Genomic DNA, 18,796 nt, shown 5'->3' on the forward strand with positions numbered 1-18,796 from the left:
ATACGACATGGACGAGGACGCGGGCGCAGGAGGGACGAGGCGATGAGAGGCGCGCCTCTGCTCAATCTCTTCCTGTCGCTGGCGCTGGTGATCGCCGCGGGCCACCTGCTGGTGGTCGGGCGGGCGATCCTGGTGCCCATCGTCACCGCGGTGATCTCGGTCTACCTGATGTCCTCGGCGACCGAGGCGCTGCGCCGCGCGCCCGTGCTGCGCCGCCTGCCGGCGGCCGTGCTGCGGCTGCTGGTGCTTCTGAGCTTCGCGCTGGGCCTCTACGCGTTCGCGGTGGTCGTCGCCTCGACCATCGGCGACATCGCCGCCGTGGCGCCGAGCTACCAGCAGAATTTCGAGGCCCTGCTGGGCCGTCTGGAAACCCGCTTCGACGTCGACCTGCAGGAGGAGCTGCGCGACGCCGCGCGCGTCACCTTCGGCAGCATCGACCTGCGCGCGGTGATCCTCGGCGTGCTGGGGGGCTTCACCTCGGTCGGCTCGACCGCCTTCCTGGTGGTGCTCTACGCCGGGTTCCTGATGGTCGAGCAGCCGGGCTTCCCGGCCAAGCTCTCGGCCGCGCTGGGGGATCCGGAGGACGCGCGCGACGCGGCCCGGATCCTCGCGCAGATCAACGCGCGGATCGGCGAGTACCTGGCGGTGAAGACGCTGATCAACCTGATCCTGGGCGTGCTGTGCCTGGGGATCCTGCTGGCGATGGGCTCGGACTTCGCGCTGTTCTGGGCGATCGTGATCGCGCTGCTGAACTACATCCCCTACGTCGGCTCGCTGCTGGGGGTGGCCTTCCCGGTGCTGCTGTCGGTGGCGCAGGAGGGGTCGCTGGCGCATTCGCTGGCGCTGGCCTCGATGCTGATCGCGGCGCAGGTCTCGGTCGGCAACGTGCTGGAGCCGCGGTTGATCGGGCGCCAGCTCAACCTCAGCCCCTTCGCGGTGATGGCGGCCCTGTCGGTGTGGTCGGCGATCTGGGGGCTGGCCGGCGCGATCCTGGCGGTGCCGATGACCGCCATGCTGGTCATCGTGCTGGAGCATTTCCCCGCCACCCGCTTCCTCGCGGTGCTGATGTGGAACCGCGTGCCCGCCGCCGGCCGGCCCGCCCCGCCCGCCGATCCGCGCGACGGCTGAGGCCGCAGGACCCTCGCCGGCGCCTCGGCACCGCCGCGGCGTTCAGCTCCGCATCCGCGCCCCGGTCGGATCGTAGAGGGGCCTGAGGCTGGCGGCGGCCCCGACCTTCCCCCCGCCGATCTCGATCTCGAACCGGCTGGCGAGCAGGTCGGCCGCCGTCTCGCCCGGCGCCTGGGCCACGTATCCCAACGCCACCGCCCCGCCCAGCGCGTGGCCGTAGCTGGCCGAGGTCACATGCCCCGCCAGCCGCCCGTCGCGCCAGATCGGCTCCCCGTGGTGGAGCAGCGGATCGGGGTCCTCCAGCAGGAACTGGAGCATCCGGCGCGAGAGGCCGGACTCGCGCTTGCGCAGCACGGCGTCGCGGCCGATGAAATGGCCGAAGCGTCCGGGCGCCCGGTCGGTCTTCACCGCGAAGCCGAGGCCGGCCTCGAGCACGTGGTCCTCGTCGGTCACGTCGTGGCCGAAGTCGCGGAAGCCCTTCTCCAGCCGGCAGGAATCCATCGCATGGAGGCCGGCGGGGCGGGGGGCGAAGGGGGCTGCGGCCTCGAACACGTGGTCGAAGAGGTGCTGGGCGAAGTCCGTGGTCACGTGGATCTCGAATCCGAGCTCCCCCATGAAGGAGGTGCGATGCACCCGGGCCGGGGCCATGCCGACCTCCAGCCGGCGGACCTCTCCGAAGCGGAAGGCCTCGGCCGAGACGTCGTCGAGGGTGGCGGCCTGGAGGGCCTCGCGGGCCCTGGGGCCCATCAGTCCCAGCGCGGCCTCGGCCGGCGTGACGTCGACGGCGACGCAGCGCGCCTCGCCGATATGGCGGGTCAGCCAGGCGAGGTCGCGGCGCAGCGTCGGCGCGGCGGTCAGGACCAGGAAGGCGGTCTCGCTCAGGCGGGTGACGGTGACGTCCGCCTCGACCGCGCCGCGGTCGTTGAGCCACTGGGTGTAGACCGAGCGGCCGGGGGGCGCGTCCACGACGCTGGCCGACAGGCGCGAGAGCACGGCGGCGGCGTCCGGCCCCTCCACCCGGATCTTTCCGAAGGCCGAAAGGTCGTAGACCGCCAGCCCCTCGCGCGTGGCCATGTGCTCCTCCCGCCAGCGGCCGAACCAGGCGGGGCGGGACCAGGAGTAGTCGTAGGCGGGGGGCGTGGCGGCGTCGGGGTCGAACCAGCCCGGGCGCTCCCACCCGCAGGTCTCGGCGAAACAGGCGCCGCGGGCGGCCCAGCGGTCATGGAAGGGCGTGCGCCGGACGCCGCGGGCGGTCTCGTATTGGCGGAAGGGCAGGTGCTCGGCGTAGAGCAGTCCGAGGGTCTCGGTGGTGCGCTCGCGCAGGTAGGCGCGGCCGGCCTGGAAGGGGGACATGCGGCGGATGTCGACGTCCCACAGATCGAACGGCGGGCGGCCTTCGACGATCCAGTCGGCCAGCACCTTGCCGGCGCCCCCCGCGCTCTGGATCCCGATCGAGTTGAAGCCGGCGGCGACGAAGAAGCCGGGGAGCTCCGGCGCCTCGCCCAGCAGGTAGCGGTCGTCGGGGGTGAAGCTCTCGGGGCCGTTGAAGAAGGTGCGGATGCCGGTGGAGGCGAGCGCGGGGATCCGCTCCATCGCCTGTTCGAGGATCGGGGCGAAGTGGTCGAGGTCGGGGGGAAGCTCGTCGAAGCAGAAGTCCTCGGGGATGCCGTCCATGCCCCAGGGCTTGGCGCGCGGCTCGAAGGCGCCCAGCAGGAAGCGGCCGGCCTCCGGTTTCAGGTAGGCGCATTCGTCGGGGATGCGCAGGGTGGGCAGGCCCTCGGGCATGTCGGCCACCAGGTCGGTGACGATGTAGAAATGCTCGGCGGCGTGGAGGGGGGCGACCACGCCGGCGGAGGCGGCGAAGTCGCGGGCCCACATGCCGGCGCAGTTGACGACGTACTCGGCTTGAACGTCGCCCCGGTCGGTGGTCACGCCCGTCGCCCGGCCGTTGGTCTTGAGGATGCCGGTGACCTTCACCCCCTCGACGATCCGCGCGCCCTTCAGGGTCGCGCCGCGGGCCAGCGCCTGGGTGATGTTCGACGGGTCCCCCTGGCCGTCGAGGGGCATGTGCACGCCCCCCACCACGCCGTCGAGGTTCAGGAGGGGGTGCAGGCGGGCGATCTCGCCCGCGTCGATCACGTTCGCCTCGACCCCGTGGACGCGGGCCATGGAGGCGTTGCGGCGCAGCTCCTCCATCCGCCGCTCGGTCAGGGCCAGCGAGATGGCGCCGTTGCGCCGGAAGCCGGTGGCGACGCCGGTCTCGGCCTCCAGCGCGCCGTAGAGCTCCTGCGAATAGCGCGCGAGGCGGGTCATGTTGATCGAGGCGCGCAGCTGCGCGATCAGGCCGGCGGCGTGCCAGGTGGTGCCGCAGGCGAGCTGCTTGCGCTCCAGCAGCAGCACGTCGGACCAGCCCAGTTTCGCGAGGTGATAGGCGACCGAGCAGCCGACGACGCCGCCGCCCACGATGACGACGCGGGCGTGGGAGGGAAGGGGGGCGGTCATCGGCGGGCGGTCTCCGGGAGCAGGGCGTCGAGGTCGGCGAGGGCGCGGGCCAGCGCCGGGGCCAGCGCCGAGGGCGCGCCGGCGGCGATGAGGACGAGGGCGTCGGTGGGCGCGGCCTCGGTCGGGGAGAGGATGCTGCGGGCGCCGACCTTCTGCACCAGCAACGGGCCCTCGGGCGTGCGCAGGACGCCCTTGGCGCGGTGGATCTCCGGGGGGAGGGCGTCGAGGGCGGCGGCGAGGCGCTGCGGGTCGACGGGGGCCGAGGGGCGCCAGGCGGCGGTGCGCAGAGGGGAGAGGTCGTGAGACGGCGAGGCGTCTTCGGCGAGGCGGCGGGCGCCCTGCGGGCGGTTCCGCGGCTGCGCCGCGAGGGGGCCGGCCTGCGGCCGGGAATGCGGCTGCGCCGCGGGGAGGGAGCCGGCCTTCGGCCGGGCGTGCGGCTGCGCCGCGAGGCGGGGGCCGAGGAGGAGGTCCGCGTCGAGGGCGCCGTGGGGGGCGTCGAGAAGGCGGGCGCCGGGGGCGAGCGCGCGGATGCGGGCGCGGGAGAGCTCGGCGGCCTCGGGAGTCAGGAGGTCTGTGCGGGTCAGGGCGACCAGGTCGGCGGACTGGAGCTGGGCGCGCACCAGCTGCCCCACGTAGCGGTCGGCGGCGCGGGCGGCGACGGTCTCGGCGTCGGCGAGCGTCACCACGGCGTCCAGCTCGAACCCCGGCCAGCCGCCCGCCATTAGGGCGATGCGGCGGGGATCGGCGACGCCGCTCGCCTCCAGCAGCACATGCTCGGGCGGCAGGGGACGCGCCAGCAGCAGGTCGAGCGCGCGGCCGAGGTCGTCGGAGACCCCGCAGCACACGCAGCCGTCGGCGAGCGACAGCACCCCGTCCTCGACCCCCTCGATCAGGGCGGCGTCGACGCTCACCGCGCCGAAGTCGTTGACCAGGACCCCCAGCCGCCGCCCGCCCGGCGCGGCCAGCAGGCGGTTGACCAGCGTGGTCTTGCCCGCGCCGAGATAGCCCGAGAGGAGCGTGACCGGGATCCGGCGGCGGGTGGAGACGACGACGAAAGGCGCGGGAGGCATCGGGTCAGCCCAGCGGGAAGGGGCGGCCCTCGAAGACCGTGCCCAGGATGGGGATGTCGCGCAGGGCCATGGGGTCCACCTCCCACGGGTCCTGCCCCAGCACCGTGAAGTCGGCCTTCTTGCCGGCGCGGATCGAGCCGACCTCGGTCTCCATCCCCAGCACGTAGGCCGCGTCGATCGTGATGGCGCGCAGGGCGGCGTCGAGCGAGATGCGCTCGCCGGGGCCGAGGACCTCGCCGGTCTCGCCCACGCGGTTCACGGCGACCCAGGCGGAGTTCAGGGGCAGGGCGGGGGCCATGGTGAAGTCGGAGTGCAGCGCGAAGGGCACGCCCTCGCGGTCGAGGGAGCCGAGGCGGGCCATCTGGGAGGCGCGCTCGTGGCCGATGGAGGCCTTCCAGTAGGCCTCGCCCAGCTCGTGGACGTAGTAGACGTTGGCGGAGACGAGGGCGCCGAGGGCCTTGATGCGTCTGGCCTGCTCGGGGGTCGAGACGCCGAAGTGCTCGATGGTGAAACGGTGGTCGAAGCGGGGGCGCTCCCACTGCAGCTTCTCGAGGATGTCGAGGGCGAGTTCGACGCCCAGGTCGCCGGTGCAGTGGATGTGGATGCGCTTGCCGGCGTGCCAGAAGACGCGGGCGAGGGCCTCGATGCTCTCGGGGGCCATCATCCACTCGCCGTGGTGGCCGTCGATGAAGCCCGGCGGGGCCATCTGCATCAGCTCGGCGAAGAAGCCGCCGTCGGCGAAGAGCTTCACGCCGTTCCCGAAGATCAGCTTGTCGGTGGAGCGCGCAGCGTAGGCGTTCACGCGCGCCAGCTCCTGCTCGGGCGCGCCGGCGTTCCAGGTTCCGCGGCCGGCGCCGCGGGGCACGAACTGCATGCGGAAGGGCACGTCCTCGCCCCCGAAGACCGCCTGCACCGCGCCCCACTCGGCGGCGTCGTCGGCGAGCGGATAGGCGAGCTCCCCGATGGTGGTGTGGCCGCCCATGTGGATGGCGCGCCGCACCTGCTCCAGTCCGCCGATCAGGCGCTTCGGATCGTGCAGGAACGGGCTCATGCCCCTCATCGCCAGCGCCAGCCCCGTCTCGAAGAAGCGGCCGGAGGGGAGGTCGACCTGGGCGTGCCGCTCGAGGTCCGCACGGTCGAGGCCCATCCAGTCGATGGCGGCGTCGTTGGCGACGACCTCGTGGAAGCTGCGCTGCCACAGCACGATGGGGCGGGTTCCGGAGACGGCGTTCAGCGCTTCCCGCCCGATCTCGCCGTGCCAGATGCGGTGGTATCCCCAGGTGACCAGGGGCTCGACGCCCGGCATCTCGGCGTCGATCTCGGCCAGGCGGGCGAGGTAGGCGTCGCGGCCCCGGACGGCGGCGCAGGTGCGGTCGGGAAGCTTCCACTCCATCGCCGTGATGAAGGGGCAGGGCAGCAGCAGGGCGCCCAGCGTGGGGTGCAGGTGGGGGTCGATGAAGCCGGGCATCAGGACGTGGTCGCGGAAGCGGTCGTCGATGCGGTGAGGATGGGCGTCGAGCCAGGGGCGCAGGGTCTCCAGCGTCCCGGCCTCGAGGATCATGCCGCCCTGCACCGCCACGGCGGTCGCCACCGGGGCCGAGGGGGTCATCGTGCGGATGCGGCGGGCGGTGAAGACGGTGATCTCGGACGCGGTCGGGGTCATGAGGGGCTCCGCAGGGTCAGTAGTCGGCCGGGGCGATGACCCACATCACCACCGCGTCGCGCTCGCCGGGGTTGCGGCACCAGTGCTCGCCGGCGCCGGGAAGCTGGAAGCTGTCGCCCTCCTCCAGCAGGTGCACGCGCCCGTCGGCGTGGAGTTCGAGCCGGCCCGAGAGGACCATGCCCCCCTCCTCCCCCCGCCTGCGCCGCGGCGCGTCGCCGGTCGAGGCGCCGGGGGCGAAGGTGGTCAGGATCATCTCCAGCGTGCCGGCGAGATGGGGGGAGAGCAGCTCCTCCCGCGCGCCGGCCTGGGCGAGGTTCAGCTCCCGCCGCGCGCCCCGGCGCACGACCACGTCGCGCTCCTCGGGCGGGGCGACGGCGGTGCCGGTGAAGAACCAGTTCAGCGAGACGTCGAGCGCCCGCGCGATCCCGTCCAGCGACTGGATGGTGATCGGGCTCTTGCCCCGCTCCATCTCCGAGAGGTTGCCGATCGAGCGGCCGGTGGCCGCCGCCAGCTCCGCGAGCTTCAGGCCGCGCGCGCGGCGAAGCTCCCGGATCTGCTGGCCGATGGGGGCGCGCGCGTCGGGGATCGGCTCGGCCGCCGCCGGCGCGGGGGCGGCGGCTTCGGGCAGGGCCGGGGGACGAGGGGCGCGGGGCGGGCGATCGCCGCGGTCTTCAGTCATTTTCGAAGCGGATCCGGGTTCGTTTCGCTGATATGAAAAAAGTCTTGCGCAATTTCAGATTCACCGCAACGCTTTTCAGCAGCCGCCCCCGAGCCACGGAGGGCGGGACCGAAATCAGTCCCCCCGATCCGACAGGGAACCGCAGACATGACCCGACCGATCCGCCCGACACGGCCGCCGATGCACGGCGCCCGCGCCCTCCTGCCAGCCCGCGCCGTCCTGCCCGCCCTCGCGCTGCTGGCCGCCTTGCCGGCCGCGGCGCAGGAGCCGGTGCGGGGCGGAGAGCTCGACACCTTCACCTCCGGCTACCGCACCCTGAACCCCGCGGTGCAGTCGGGGGCGGCGACGGGCGTGCCCGGCAGCCAGATCTTCGCGGGGCTGGTGCTGATCGGGGCCGACTACCAGGCCACGCCCTATCTCGCTGAAAGCTGGGAGATTTCGGAGGACGCGCTGGCCTACACCTTCCACCTCGTCCCCGGCGCCACGTTCCACGACGGCGCGCCGATCACCGCCGAGGACGTGGCCTTCTCGCTCGAGACGGTGCGCGCCAACCATCCCTTCGGACAGGCGATGTTCGGGCAGGTGGAGACGGTCGAGGCGCCGGACCCGCAGACCGTGGTCGTCCGCCTCTCCCAGCCCGTGCCGGGCCTGCTGCTGTCGATGCAGCCGCTGCTGCTGCCGATCATCCCCAAGCACGTCTACGGCGACGGGCAGGAGCTGCGCTCCCACCCCCGCAACATGGAGGACGTGGTGGGCTCGGGCCCGTTCAAGGTCGAATCGAACGATCTCGAGCGGGGGCTGGTGCTGGTGCGCAACGACGCCTTCTTCATCGAGGGGAAGCCCTACCTCGAGCGCATCGTGATGCCGCGGATCCCCGACGCCCTGGCCCGCGCCCTGATGCTGGAGAACGGCGAGATCGACCTCGCGGGCTTCGCCGGCCTCACCCCCCAGTCCGCAGACCGGCTGGAGAAGGTGGACGGCCTGACCGTGACCACCGAGGGCTACGGCGCGGTGGGCTACATCCATTACCTGGAGATGAACCTGCGGGAGAAGCCGTTCTCCGACCGCGCGGTGCGCGAGGCGCTGGCCCACGCGATCGACACCGGGTTCCTGTCGAAGGTGATCTTCCGCGGCCGCGCCACGCCCGGCGACGGGCCGCTGCACGGCGGCAACCCGTTCCATGCCGAGGGCCTGCCCGCCTACGCCCCGGACCTGGAGCTGGCCGCGACGATGCTGGACGCGGCCGGATATCCCGCCGGCGCCGACGGCAAGCGCTTCGCCTTCGAGCTCGACGTCCCCTCCTGGGCGCCGCAGGCGCACCGGCCGATGGCCGAGTACATCAAGAGCCAGCTCGGCAAGCTGGGCATCGAGGTGACGCTGCGCCCGGCGCCCGACTTCGCCTCCTGGGCCAAGAAGATCGGCTCGTTCGGGTACCAGGCGACCATGAACGGGTCCTTCAACTATCCCGACCCGGTAATCGGGATGCACCGCCACTTCGACTGCGACAACATCCGCAACGTGATCTGGGCGAACACGCAGGGCTATTGCGACCCGGCGATGGACGCGCTGCTGGACGCGGCGGCGGTGGAGATGGACGTGCAGGCGCGCAAGGCGATCTACGCCGACATCCAGCGCAAGGCGGTCGAGGACGTGGTCTTCATCTGGATGCCCGAGGACTACACGACCTCGGTCTGGAACGCCCGCGTGCAGAACCCGCCCGAGGGGGCGTTCGGCCCGCTCGCGCCCTGGATGGACGTCTGGCTGAAGGACTGACGGGGGCGCGGCCCTCTCCCGCGACCCGCCCCGTCCGCGCCTGCGCGGGCGGGGCCTTCGCGCGCCGCCTCAGACGCCGCGGCGGATGCCGGGGATCAGGCGGGTCAGGCTGACGGCCGCCCCCACCAGCGCCGCCCCCACGCCCAGCCACAGGGCCACGTGGATCCCCCGCTCCGGCGCGACCGAAATGCACAGCGCCACCGCCGCCGCCCCCACCGACTGGCCCAGCAGGCGCGAGGTGGCGAGGATGCCGCCCGCGCCGCCCGACCGCTCCCGCGGGGCGGAGGACATGATGGCGAGCATGTTGGGCGACTGGAAGAAGCCGAAGCCGATCCCGCAGACCACCAGCCGCCAGCCGATCTCGACCGGGCCCGCGCCCAGCGGGATCGTGCCCACCAGCCACAGCCCGACGGCGAGCGTCACGAGGCCGAAGCCCCCCAGCAGGCCCGGCGGCGTCCGCTCGGCCAGGCGGGGGGCGATGACCGACATCACCACCAGCGCCGCCGGCCAGGGGATGATCAGCAGCCCCGCCTGCACCTGCGAGTAGCCGAGCTCGTAATGCAGCAGGAAGGGCAGGACCACGAAGGCCAGCCCCTGCACCGAGAAGGCGACGATGGCGGTGGCCGAGGACAGGGCGAAGAGCGGCGCGCGGAAGAGGTCGGCCGCGAGCAGGGGCGCGGGCCGGCCGGCCTCGCGCCGGCGCAGGGCGACGGCGAGGATCGCGGCGGCGGCCAGCGCCGCCAGCGCCGGGCCGGCGCCCAGGTGCGCCGCCCCCGCGATGGCGAAGAGCAGGAAGGAGAACATCGCCGCGCACAGCACCGCGGCGAGCGGATCGAAGGCGCGCGCGCTGCGCTCGGTCGCGGGCAGGGCGCGGCGGCACAGCAGGGTGCAGACGCCCGCGGTGACCGCCGCCTGCAGGAACAGCCAGGGCCAGTCGGCGACGGCGAGGATCGCCGAGGTCGCCGTCGGCCCGGCGGTGATCGAGACCCCCACCACGGTGGCGTAGAGGCCCAGTCCCCGCCCCATCTTCTCGGGCGGATAGAGCGCGCGGATCAGCGCCGGCGTGGTCGCCGAGGTCAGCGCCGAGCCCACGCCCAGCACCGCGCGCCCCGCGATCAGCACCTCGAGCGAGGGCGCGAGCCCCGCGATCAGCGCGCCGGCGGCGAAGATCGCGAGGCCGGCGGTGAAGACGCGGTGATGGCCCGCGATCTCGCCCAGCGCGGCGGCGGGCAGGAGCGCCGCCACCACGGCGAGATAGTAGATGTTGATGATCCAGATGGTGGTGGCCGGCGCCACGCCCAGCCCCTCGGCGATGGCGGGCAGGGCGGTGGAGGTCATCGAGATGTCGATGGTCACCACCACCACCGCCACCAGCAGCACCGGCAGGGCGATGCGGCGCGAGGCGCCGACGGCGGGAGGCTCGATCCGGGTCTCCTTCATGCCGCGGGGCCTTCCGCGCGCCGGGGGCGCGGCTCGGCGGCCCGCGCAAGGGGGCGGGCGAGGGCGCCGCGCGCGTCGCGCCGTGGTCTGGCGTGCATGAGGGTCCGAGGCTCCGTCTCCCGCGGGCCCGCGCCCGCCGCGCCGCGCTCCGCGGGCGGAGGGGCGTCGCCTGCACTCAAGCCTCAGCCGGCCGGCAAGTCAAAGGGTCTGCGCGGATTTCCGCGTCGCGGAAGCCGGCCGAGCGGGGCGCCCGGACCGGCCGGGCGGCCCTCGCGTCCGCTGCGCGGCCGCATCGCCCCGCCCTGCCGTCCCCGTCGCGGGCCAGGGCGGCGGAGGGCGTTCGCGGGGACGAGGGGGTGGGACGATGGGGGGACGAGCGGCGCGCCTTGCCCGTCCGCTCGGGGGCGCCTCGGGCAGGAGGCGGAACGCCTGAAATCCTCGCCTTGGCAGTGTTTGCAGCGAGGCGGCGTGGCGCAGAGCGGTTGCAGAGGAGCGGCGCGGGGGCGCGGACCGTCAGGTCGAAGTCCGGCGGCGGGTCAGGGACCAGAGCCTCCCCTTCCCGCGTCGAGGCGGCGTGCGCAAGGCGCGTCTTGCGACGCCCCCGCCGCTGTCAGTTCAGGCGGGAGACGACGAACTCCACCACCCCTTCCAGCGCGGCGCGCAGGTCGGAGGGGGGGAAAGCGGCCAGCGCCTCGCGCGCCTCGGCGGCGTAGGCGCGGGCGCGGCTCTCGGCGCCGGCCAGGGCGCCGGCGGCGCTCATCAGCTCCAGCGCCCGCTCGAGGTCGCCCTCGGCCTGGTCGCGCTTCTCGATCACCCGCTTCCAGAAGGCGCGGGTCTCCTCGTCCGGGGCGGCGGCGACGGCGAGCAGGACCGGCATCGTCACCTTCCCCTCGCGGAAGTCGTCGCCGGTGTTCTTGCCCAGCGTCGCCGAGGCGCCGCCGTAGTCCAGCACGTCGTCCACGATCTGGAAGGCCATGCCCAGCGCGGTGCCGTAGGTCTTCAGCGCCTGCACCTGCGCCTCGGGCGCGGCGGCGATCACGCCCCCCACCTCGGTCGCGGCGGCGAAAAGGGCGGCGGTCTTGCCGTGGATCATCTGCAGGTAGGCGGCCTCGCCCGTGCCGAGATCGTTGGCGGTGGCGAGCTGCAGCACCTCGCCCTCGGCGATCACGGCCGAGGCGTTGGCGAGGATGTCGAGGACGCGCAGGCTGCCGGCCTCGATCATCAGCTGGAAGCTGCGCGCGAACAGGTAGTCCCCCACCAGCACCGAGGACTTGTTGTCCCACAGCAGGTTGGCGGTGGGGCGGCCGCGGCGCTGGGCGCTCTCGTCCACCACGTCGTCGTGCAGCAGCGTGGCGGTGTGGATGAACTCCACCGTGGCGGCGAGCTTCACGTGGTCCTCGCCCGCGTAGCCCGACATGCGGGCCGCGGCCAGCGTCAGGATCGGGCGCAGGCGCTTGCCGCCGGCCTCGACCAGGTGGCGCGTGACCTCGGGGATCCGCGGCGCGTGCTCGGAGGCCATGCGATCCGCGATCAGGCGGTTCACGGACTCCAGATCCCCCGCGACCAGGTCCATCAGGCGCTGGAACGCGTCCTGCGAGTCGGCGCGGGCGGGCTTCAGGGCGGCGGAGGAGGCGGAAGGCGCTGTCACGGGCGTCATCGGGTCCCATCGAGGCGCGCGTCGCGCCGGGCGCGGCCGCGCGGAATTTCGGGTCGGCGCGCCCGCGTCTCGACGGGCGGGGCCGGTGCGGGTAACCCTGCGGGGATGATCGAGCTGCTTCGCACGACAAACCCCGCCACGATCGCCTTCGCCACGGCCCTGCTTCGCGGCGAGGATATAGACTGCTTCGTATTCGACGTCCACACGAGCGTCCTCGAGGGCAGTCTGGGCGTTCTGCCGCAGCGTCTGATGGTGCCGCGCGACCAGGCCTTCCGGGCCCGCGCGGTGCTGCGCGACAACGACCTGGGCGACGAGCTGACGCCGGAGCGCCGCGCGTGAGGGACGGGCCGGGCCAGGCCGCCCCCCGCAAGCGAGAGGAGCCGCCCCCGCCCGGCGGCTTCGGCGACGCCGACCTGACCTGCGACGCCTTCCTGGGCGGGCGGGTGATGCTGCGCCAGCCGCGGCGCGGCTACCGGGCCGCGACCGACCCGGTGCTGCTGGCCGCCGCCTGCCCCGCGCGGGCGGGGGACGTGACGCTGGACCTGGGCTGCGGGGCGGGGGCGGCGGCGCTGTGCCTCGCCTCCCGCGTGCCGGGGCTGGAGCTGCACGGGCTCGAGATCCAGCCGGCCTACGCGGCCCTCGCCCGGCGCAACGCGGCCGAGGCGGGGACGACGCTGACGGTGCACGAGGGCGACATGGCCCGACCGCCGGCGGAACTGCGGGCGATGTCCTTCGACCTGGTGCTGACCAACCCGCCCTGGTATCCGCCCGGCGCGCCCGCGCCCGAGGACGTCGGCCGCTCCCGCGCCCATGTCGAGGCGGCGCCCATCGCCGACTGGATCGCTGCCGCCCTGCGCCGCCTGCGCCCCGGCGGGCGGCTGGTGGCGATCCACCGGGCCGAGGCGCTGGCCCGGATCGTGGTGGCGCTGGACGGGCGGGCGGGAGACCTGCGGATCCTGCCGCTCTCGGCGCGCGCGGGCCGCCCGGCCCGCCGGGTGATCGTCGCCGCGCGCAAGGGGGCCAAGGGCCCGCCCCTGCTGCTGGCCCCGCTCGTCCTGCACGACGGTCCCCGCCACGAGGCGGACCGCGAGGATTTCTCCGACGCCGCGCGCGCGGTGCTGCGCGACGCGGCGCCCCTGCGCCTCGACCCCACCTGGCCCTAGAGCGATCCCCATGCCCCGTCCCGTCCCCAACGCCATCGCCGTCCTCGCGCCCGAGCTGACCGCCTGGCGGCGCGATCTGCACGCCCACCCCGAGGTCGGGTTCGCGGTGCACCGCACCGCCGGGATCGTCGCCGCGAAGCTGCGCGCCTGGGCCGTGGACGAGGTGGTGGAGGGCGTCGGGCGCACCGGCGTCGTGGGCGTGATCCACGGCGAGGACGGCCCCGCCGACGACGCCGCGCGCCGCATCCTGCTGCGCGCCGACATGGACGCCCTGCCGATGCAGGAGGCGACGGGCCTGCCCCATGCCTCCACCCTTCCCGGCGCCTTCCACGGCTGCGGCCACGACGGCCACACCACCATGCTGCTGGGCGCCGCGAAGCGCCTGGCCGAGACGCGGGCCTTCTCCGGCACCGCCGTGCTGATCTTCCAGCCGGCGGAGGAGGGCGACCGCGGCGCCAAGGCGATGATGGACGACGGGCTGCTGGAGCGCTGGCCAGTGCGCGCGGCCTTCGGCCTGCACAACGTCCCCGGGATGCCGGTCGGCGCGATGGGGACGCGGCCGGGGCCGGCGCTGGCCTATTCCGACCGCTTCCGCATCACCCTGCGCGGGCGCGGCGGCCATGCCGCGCGCCCGCATCTCGCCGACGACGTGATCGTGGCGGCGGCGCAGGTGGTGCAGGGCCTGCAGGCGCTGATCGCGCGGCGGCGCGACCCGACGAACCCCGCCCTGATCTCCGTCACCCGCTTCGAGGCGGGGACCACCGACAACGTCATCCCCCAGACCGCCGAGCTGTGGGGCACGCTGCGCGCGCTCGACCCCGAGCTGGTCGCCCCGATGATCGAGGGGATGGAGCGGGTGGCGAAAGGCGTCGCCGCGGCCCACGGCGTCGAGGTCGCCTGCGAGCTGGGGCTCGACGCCGACCCTGCGCTGGTCAACGACCCCGCCGTGACCGCCTTCGCGGTGGAGGTGATGCGCGAGGTGGCGGGGGAGGACGCGGTCGACCCCGCCATGCCCACCGAGATGGGCGGCGAGGACTTCGCCTGGTTCGCGGAAGCCGTCCCCTCCTGCTTCGCCTTCATCGGCAACGGCGACACCGCGCCGGTGCATCACCCCGAGTACGATTTCGACGACGCCGCCGCCCCCCACGGCGTCGCCTACTGGACCCGGCTGGTCGAGCGCGCGCTGCCCCGCCGCGGCTGAGCTCGCGGCGCTTCGGTTCGGCGGCGCGGCCTGTGACGCGACGTGACGCGCAGGGAACGCGGGGCCGCGGCCGCTGCGCGCTTCCGCGAAGCGGGCGCGCGTGCCAGTCTCGGGTGGAGACGCGACCACCGCGCGGCCCGCTCCGCGCGCGACCTTCCCGGGGGACCCCATGAACAAGCCGATCCCGAACTCCATCGCCTCGATGCAGGCCGAGATGACGGAGTGGCGGCGCGACCTGCACGAACATCCCGAGCTGAACTACGAGGAGGTGCGCACCGCCGGCGTCGTCGCCGCCAAGCTGCGCTCGTGGAGCTTCGACGAGGTGGTCGAGGGCCTGGGCAAGACCGGCGTGGTGGGCATCCTGCACGGCGCCGACGGCCCGGCGACGGACAAGGAGCAGCGGATCATCCTGCGCGCCGACATGGACGCGCTGCCGATCCTCGAGGCGACGGGCGCGCCCTACGCCTCGAAGACGCCCGGCAAGATGCACGCCTGCGGCCACGACGGTCACACGACGATGCTGCTGGGGGCGGCGAAGCACCTGGCCGAGACGCGCAATTTCGCCGGCACCCTGGTCTTCGTCTTCCAGCCGGCGGAGGAGGGCGGCGGCGGCGCCAAGGCGATGATCGACGACGGGCTGCTCGAGCGCTGGCCGGTGCGCGCGGCCTTCGGGATGCACAACCACCCCGGCTCGCCGGTCGGGACGATGGGCACCACGCCGGGCGCGGCGCTGGCCTATGCCGACCGCTTCAAGATCGTGATCAAGGGCAAGGGCGGCCACGCGGCCATGCCCCATCTCGCCGACGACGTGATCGTGGCGGGGGCGCAGCTGGTCACCGCCTTCCAGTCCATCGTCTCCCGCCGCCGGGACCCGATGAACCCCGCGGTGATCTCGATCACCAAGTTCTCCGCCGGCTCCGCCTACAACGTGCTGCCGCCGGAGGCGGAGCTGTGGGGGACGGTGCGCGTGCTCGACCAGGCGCTCGCCGGCCAGCTGATCGGGGAGATGCGCCGGCAGTGCGAGATGATCTCCGCCGCCATGGGCTGCACGGTGGAGGCGGAGCTGGGCCTCGACGCCTATCCGGTCACCTGGAACGACCCGGAGCTGACGAATTTCGCCGTCTCGGTGATGCAGGAGGTGGTGGGCGAGGCCAACGTCGACCCCGCCGCGACCGCGGTGCTCGGCGGCGAGGATTTCGCCTTCTTCGGGCAGGTGATCCCGGCCTCCTTCATCTTCATCGGCAACGGGGACACGGCGCCGCTCCACCATCCGCAGTACGATTTCAACGACGAGATCAGCCCCATCGGCGTCCACTACTGGACCCGGATCGCGGAGCGTGCGCTGCCGCGCAGCTGATCGCCCGAACGGGGCATTTTTGAAAGAATGTTGCCCTTGAGCGCAATGATCTTGCGCTCAAGGGTTCGTTAACGTTCATCTCTTCTGAAGCCTTACGAATTTTCCGTCACAAGCCTGTGTATTTATGATGACGACTCGGGCTTTCGGCGCCAATCTTATGGGCATCGCTAGATCAGCAAGGAGGACGTCCATGAACCTCGCCGGCCACATCACCGAGCTGCGCAGGAAGCACGAGACTCTCAACCGCATGATCGAGGAGGAGCAGCGCCGCCCGGCCGTGAACGACCTGGAGGTTTCCCGCCTGAAGCGTGAAAAGCTGAAGTTGAAGGAGGAGATCACGCGGCTCAGTCCCGCGATCCACTGAATTGACGACGGGTTGAACCCGACTGGCCCCGAGAGGGGTCGGCGGAGCCCGCCCCCGGGAGGGGGGCTGGTGGCTCCGGGGCAGGGGCGCGGCCGGGGGGCCTGCGCCCCGCCTTGTTTTCGGGGCGCCGACTCGCGGCAGGCCCGCGGGACGTTCCGGCGCCGAACGCGTCTGGCCCTCGGGCGCCTCAGGCCGTCGGGCGCTCTGGCGGGTCCACCGGCGCCGCGCCGCGGCCCCGCCGCGAGGAGCCGAGCGCGGCGAGCCCCGCGCCCCCCGCGATCAGCGCCGCCGACAGGGCGAGGCCCGGGGTCAGCGCCGTCTCCCCCGCCGCGGCGAGCGCGAGGGTCGAGAGCAGGGGCGCCGCGTAGGCGGCCACCCCCAGGAGCTGGATGTCGCCCCGCTTCACGCCCACGTCCCAGACGTAGAAGGCGAGCCCCAGCGGCCCCGCCCCCAGCGCCAGCACCGCCAGCCACTCGCCCCCCGTCGCCGGCCAGACCGTGCGCTCCAGCGCCAGGTGCGCCAGCGCCGAGAGGACCGCGCCGATTAGGCAGAAGCCGGTCACCGCCTCGGTCGGGGCCTTCCCCGCGAGGCGCGACAGCACCGAGTAGCCCGACCACAGCAGCGAACACAGGCCCGCCGCGGCGAAGCCCAGCGCGTATTCGCCCGCGAAGGCGATGCGCCCGCCGGGCGCGAGGATCAGCGCCGCTCCGGCCAGCGCCGCCAGCGCGCCGACCAGGTGCAGCGGGCGCAGCCGCTCCCCCGGCAGCAGGCCCGAGAACAGCACGATCAGCAGCGGCCAGAGGTAGGCGATCAGCCCCGCCTCGGCCGCGGGCGCGTTGCGCAGGGCGGTGAAGTAAAAGAAGTGGTAGCCGAAGATCCCCCCGATCCCCAGCGCCGCCACCGGCCAGGGCTGGCGCAGCGCCGCCAGCGCCGAGCGTCCGGCGACCCGCGCCCAGACCACCCCCACCAGCGCCCCGACGCCCAGGCACATCGCCGTCAGCTGGAAAGGCGGAACCTGCCCCGAGCGCACGGTCAGCAGCGCCAGCAGCGCCCAAAGCAGCACCGCCAGCGCCCCGACCGCGGTCGCCCGCAGCCGGGCCCCGGCCTCGGCCGCGCTCATCGGGCGGCCCCGGGAGGGATGGGGGCGGGGCGGCGCAGGATCATGCTCGGCATCCTCGGACGGGCGCCGACGGGCCTTGGCGCACGCGGGCCGGTCTGCCGGGCGCGCCGGACAGGGTCAAGCCCGCGGGGGGGCGAGGAGGGGGAGGGGGTGGATCCGGCGTGTCGACGGTCAGAGGGGGGGCAATCGCGTCGACACGCCGGATCCGAGGGGCGTTTTCCCGGTCGCAGCTCTGGGAACACGCGCCTTGAGACAGACCGTGGTCGTCGATCACGGCGGGGTTTCGACGCGATTGCGGCGAAAACGCCCCAATGTTGAGCATCCGTTGGGATAGGTGGCGACGGCCTTCCCAACCGGCGACAATGCCCCGTCGCGCCGTCGTTCATGCGCGTTCAGGCGCCTCGCCCGGCCCCGGCCGATCCTCGCCGCCGGTCGGATCGAAGCCGAAGGGGGCGAGCTGGGCGCGCGTCGATTCGGTCTCCGCCTCCAGCCAGGCGAGCAGGGCGGCGAGGCGGGCGTCGCGCTCCGCCCCCGCCGGGCAGACGAAACGGTAGGCGCCGGGCATCGGCAGGATCGGGCCGAAGGGGATCGCGAGCCGCCCCGCCGCCAGGTCCGCCGCGCACAGCGACAGCCGCCCCAGCACCACGCCCGCGTCCTGCAGGGCCGCGTCCACCGCCGGATCGAAGCTCGAGAACCGCAGCCCGCCCTCGACCCGCGGCGGCGCGACCCCGGCGGCGGCGAACCACTCCGCCCAGCCGGGCGCGCCGGCGGTGCGGGAGATCGAATCGTCGTGGATCAGCGTGTGGCCGGCCAGGTCCTCGGGCCGGCGCAGGCGCGTCGCCCGCGCGGGCGCGCACATCGGCACCAGCGCGTCGCGCCACAGCGCCTTCGAGAACAGGCCCGGCCCCGGCTCTCCCGACAGGCGCAGGGCGGCGTCCACCTCGTCGCGGTCGAAATCCAGCGTGCGCAGCGAGGCGACGAAGCGCAGCTCGATCTCGGGATGCGCGGCGGCGAAGCGGAACAGGCGCGGCGCCAGCCACTTGGCGGTGACGGCGGGGCCGGCGGTCAGGGTCAGCGGGCGGGCCTCGCCCAGCCGCCGCACGGCGCGCTGCGCCTCGCGGAACGCCTCGAAGCCGCGGGCGACGCCGGGGACCAGGGCGCGTCCGGCCTCGGTCAGCTCCACCGCGCGGTTGAGGCGGCGGAACAGCGGCGTGCCCAGCTCCGTCTCCAGCTGGCGGATGCGCCAGGAGAGGGCGGCGGGGGTCACGTGCAGTTCCTCCGCCGCGCGGGCGAAGCTCATGTGCCGGGCGGCGGCGTCGAAGGCGCGCAGGGCGTCGAGCGGGGGGAGGCGGGGATCCGGCATCGGGGGCTCAGTTAAAGCAGGCTTGTCCGAAGGGCGGGAGAACTCGTTTGTCGCCGCACCATTGCATGCCGATATTCGATGGAGAAGAGGGCGCGTCGCCCGCGCCCCGATGAAATGGAGTTGATCCGATGACGGAGATGGATTTCGCCCGCTCGGGCCCCGCCGACTACGTCGCCGCCACGATCTGGGCGCGGCGCGCCCGCAGCCGGGCCATGCGCGGCGCCGCGCGGGCGGCCGTCGCGTGGATCCCGGGCGCTCTCGCCCGGGCCGGCGCGAGGGTCCGGGCCGCGGCGAGGCGCCGGGCCGCGTTCGTCCG

At 73.9% G+C, this 18,796-nt stretch carries 15 protein-coding genes; 7 read left to right on the forward strand and 8 right to left on the reverse strand.

Annotation, left to right across the window (positions count from 1 at the left end):
- Positions 1-42 precede the first annotated feature (42 nt).
- The gene (locus P2H44_RS21600) at positions 43-1,128 is read left to right on the forward strand and encodes an AI-2E family transporter (protein WP_275767009.1); all 1,086 of its coding nucleotides are present in this window, start codon (positions 43-45) and stop codon (positions 1,126-1,128) included.
- 42 nt (positions 1,129-1,170) lie between these two features.
- On the opposite strand, the gene P2H44_RS21605 is transcribed toward P2H44_RS21600, so the two are convergent.
- The 4 genes from P2H44_RS21605 to P2H44_RS21620 are packed head-to-tail and all read right to left on the reverse strand — an operon-like array spanning position 1,171 to position 7,042.
- The gene (locus P2H44_RS21605) at positions 1,171-3,630 is read right to left on the reverse strand and encodes a GcvT family protein (RefSeq protein ID WP_275767011.1); all 2,460 of its coding nucleotides are present in this window, start codon (positions 3,628-3,630) and stop codon (positions 1,171-1,173) included.
- Complete coding sequence (locus tag P2H44_RS21610; protein ID WP_275767013.1) at positions 3,627-4,700, reverse strand: CobW family GTP-binding protein; 1,074 nt, start codon at positions 4,698-4,700, stop codon at positions 3,627-3,629. Before P2H44_RS21610 ends, P2H44_RS21605 begins: the two co-directional genes overlap by 4 nt.
- A gap of 4 nt (positions 4,701-4,704) precedes the next feature.
- Positions 4,705-6,363 carry an amidohydrolase gene (locus P2H44_RS21615; RefSeq protein WP_275767015.1) on the reverse strand — a complete coding sequence of 553 codons (1,659 nt, stop codon included), beginning with the start codon at positions 6,361-6,363 and terminating at the stop codon, positions 4,705-4,707.
- 16 nt (positions 6,364-6,379) lie between these two features.
- Positions 6,380-7,042, reverse strand: a complete 663-nt coding sequence (locus P2H44_RS21620; protein WP_275767017.1) for a helix-turn-helix domain-containing protein — start codon at positions 7,040-7,042, stop codon at positions 6,380-6,382.
- 147 nt (positions 7,043-7,189) lie between these two features.
- On the opposite strand from P2H44_RS21620, the gene P2H44_RS21625 reads away from it, so the two are divergent.
- On the forward strand, positions 7,190-8,815 hold the full coding sequence (locus P2H44_RS21625) for an ABC transporter substrate-binding protein (protein WP_275767018.1): 1,626 nt from the start codon (positions 7,190-7,192) through the stop codon (positions 8,813-8,815).
- Positions 8,816-8,884: 69 nt separating this feature from the next.
- Here the strand turns inward: P2H44_RS21625 and P2H44_RS21630 are convergent, their stop codons facing one another.
- Both P2H44_RS21630 and P2H44_RS21635 read right to left on the reverse strand, forming a co-directional pair.
- On the reverse strand, positions 8,885-10,255 hold the full coding sequence (locus P2H44_RS21630; protein WP_275767019.1) for an MFS transporter: 1,371 nt from the start codon (positions 10,253-10,255) through the stop codon (positions 8,885-8,887).
- 610 nt (positions 10,256-10,865) lie between these two features.
- Positions 10,866-11,828, reverse strand: a complete 963-nt coding sequence (locus P2H44_RS21635) for a polyprenyl synthetase family protein (protein ID WP_275767309.1) — start codon at positions 11,826-11,828, stop codon at positions 10,866-10,868.
- A gap of 189 nt (positions 11,829-12,017) precedes the next feature.
- Here P2H44_RS21635 and P2H44_RS21640 point away from each other — a divergent pair, with 189 nt between their 5' ends.
- From P2H44_RS21640 to P2H44_RS21660, 5 genes are all read left to right on the forward strand, one after another.
- Positions 12,018-12,251: a putative signal transducing protein gene (locus P2H44_RS21640; protein ID WP_275767020.1), complete on the forward strand. Its 234-nt coding sequence runs from the start codon at positions 12,018-12,020 to the stop codon at positions 12,249-12,251.
- 107 nt (positions 12,252-12,358) lie between these two features.
- Positions 12,359-13,075, forward strand: coding sequence for a tRNA1(Val) (adenine(37)-N6)-methyltransferase (locus P2H44_RS21645; RefSeq protein ID WP_275767310.1), 717 nt, complete (start codon positions 12,359-12,361; stop codon positions 13,073-13,075).
- A gap of 10 nt (positions 13,076-13,085) precedes the next feature.
- Positions 13,086-14,276, forward strand: coding sequence for an amidohydrolase (locus P2H44_RS21650; protein ID WP_275767021.1), 1,191 nt, complete (start codon positions 13,086-13,088; stop codon positions 14,274-14,276).
- Positions 14,277-14,445: 169 nt separating this feature from the next.
- Positions 14,446-15,633: a M20 aminoacylase family protein gene (locus P2H44_RS21655; RefSeq protein ID WP_275767022.1), complete on the forward strand. Its 1,188-nt coding sequence runs from the start codon at positions 14,446-14,448 to the stop codon at positions 15,631-15,633.
- 190 nt (positions 15,634-15,823) lie between these two features.
- Positions 15,824-15,997, forward strand: a complete 174-nt coding sequence (locus P2H44_RS21660) for a YdcH family protein (protein ID WP_275767023.1) — start codon at positions 15,824-15,826, stop codon at positions 15,995-15,997.
- 187 nt (positions 15,998-16,184) lie between these two features.
- Here the strand turns inward: P2H44_RS21660 and yddG are convergent, their stop codons facing one another.
- Together yddG and gcvA are read right to left on the reverse strand one after the other, a co-directional pair.
- Entirely contained in the window at positions 16,185-17,117 is a 933-nt protein-coding gene (gene yddG / locus P2H44_RS21665) for an aromatic amino acid exporter YddG (RefSeq protein ID WP_275767024.1), read from the reverse strand.
- A 382-nt stretch (positions 17,118-17,499) separates the two neighbouring features.
- Positions 17,500-18,480, reverse strand: a complete 981-nt coding sequence (gcvA, locus tag P2H44_RS21670) for a transcriptional regulator GcvA (RefSeq protein WP_275767025.1) — start codon at positions 18,478-18,480, stop codon at positions 17,500-17,502.
- Positions 18,481-18,796: the final 316 nt, after the last annotated feature.

The organism is Albimonas marina, assembly GCF_029223255.1.
Lineage (GTDB): Bacteria > Pseudomonadota > Alphaproteobacteria > Rhodobacterales > Rhodobacteraceae > Albimonas.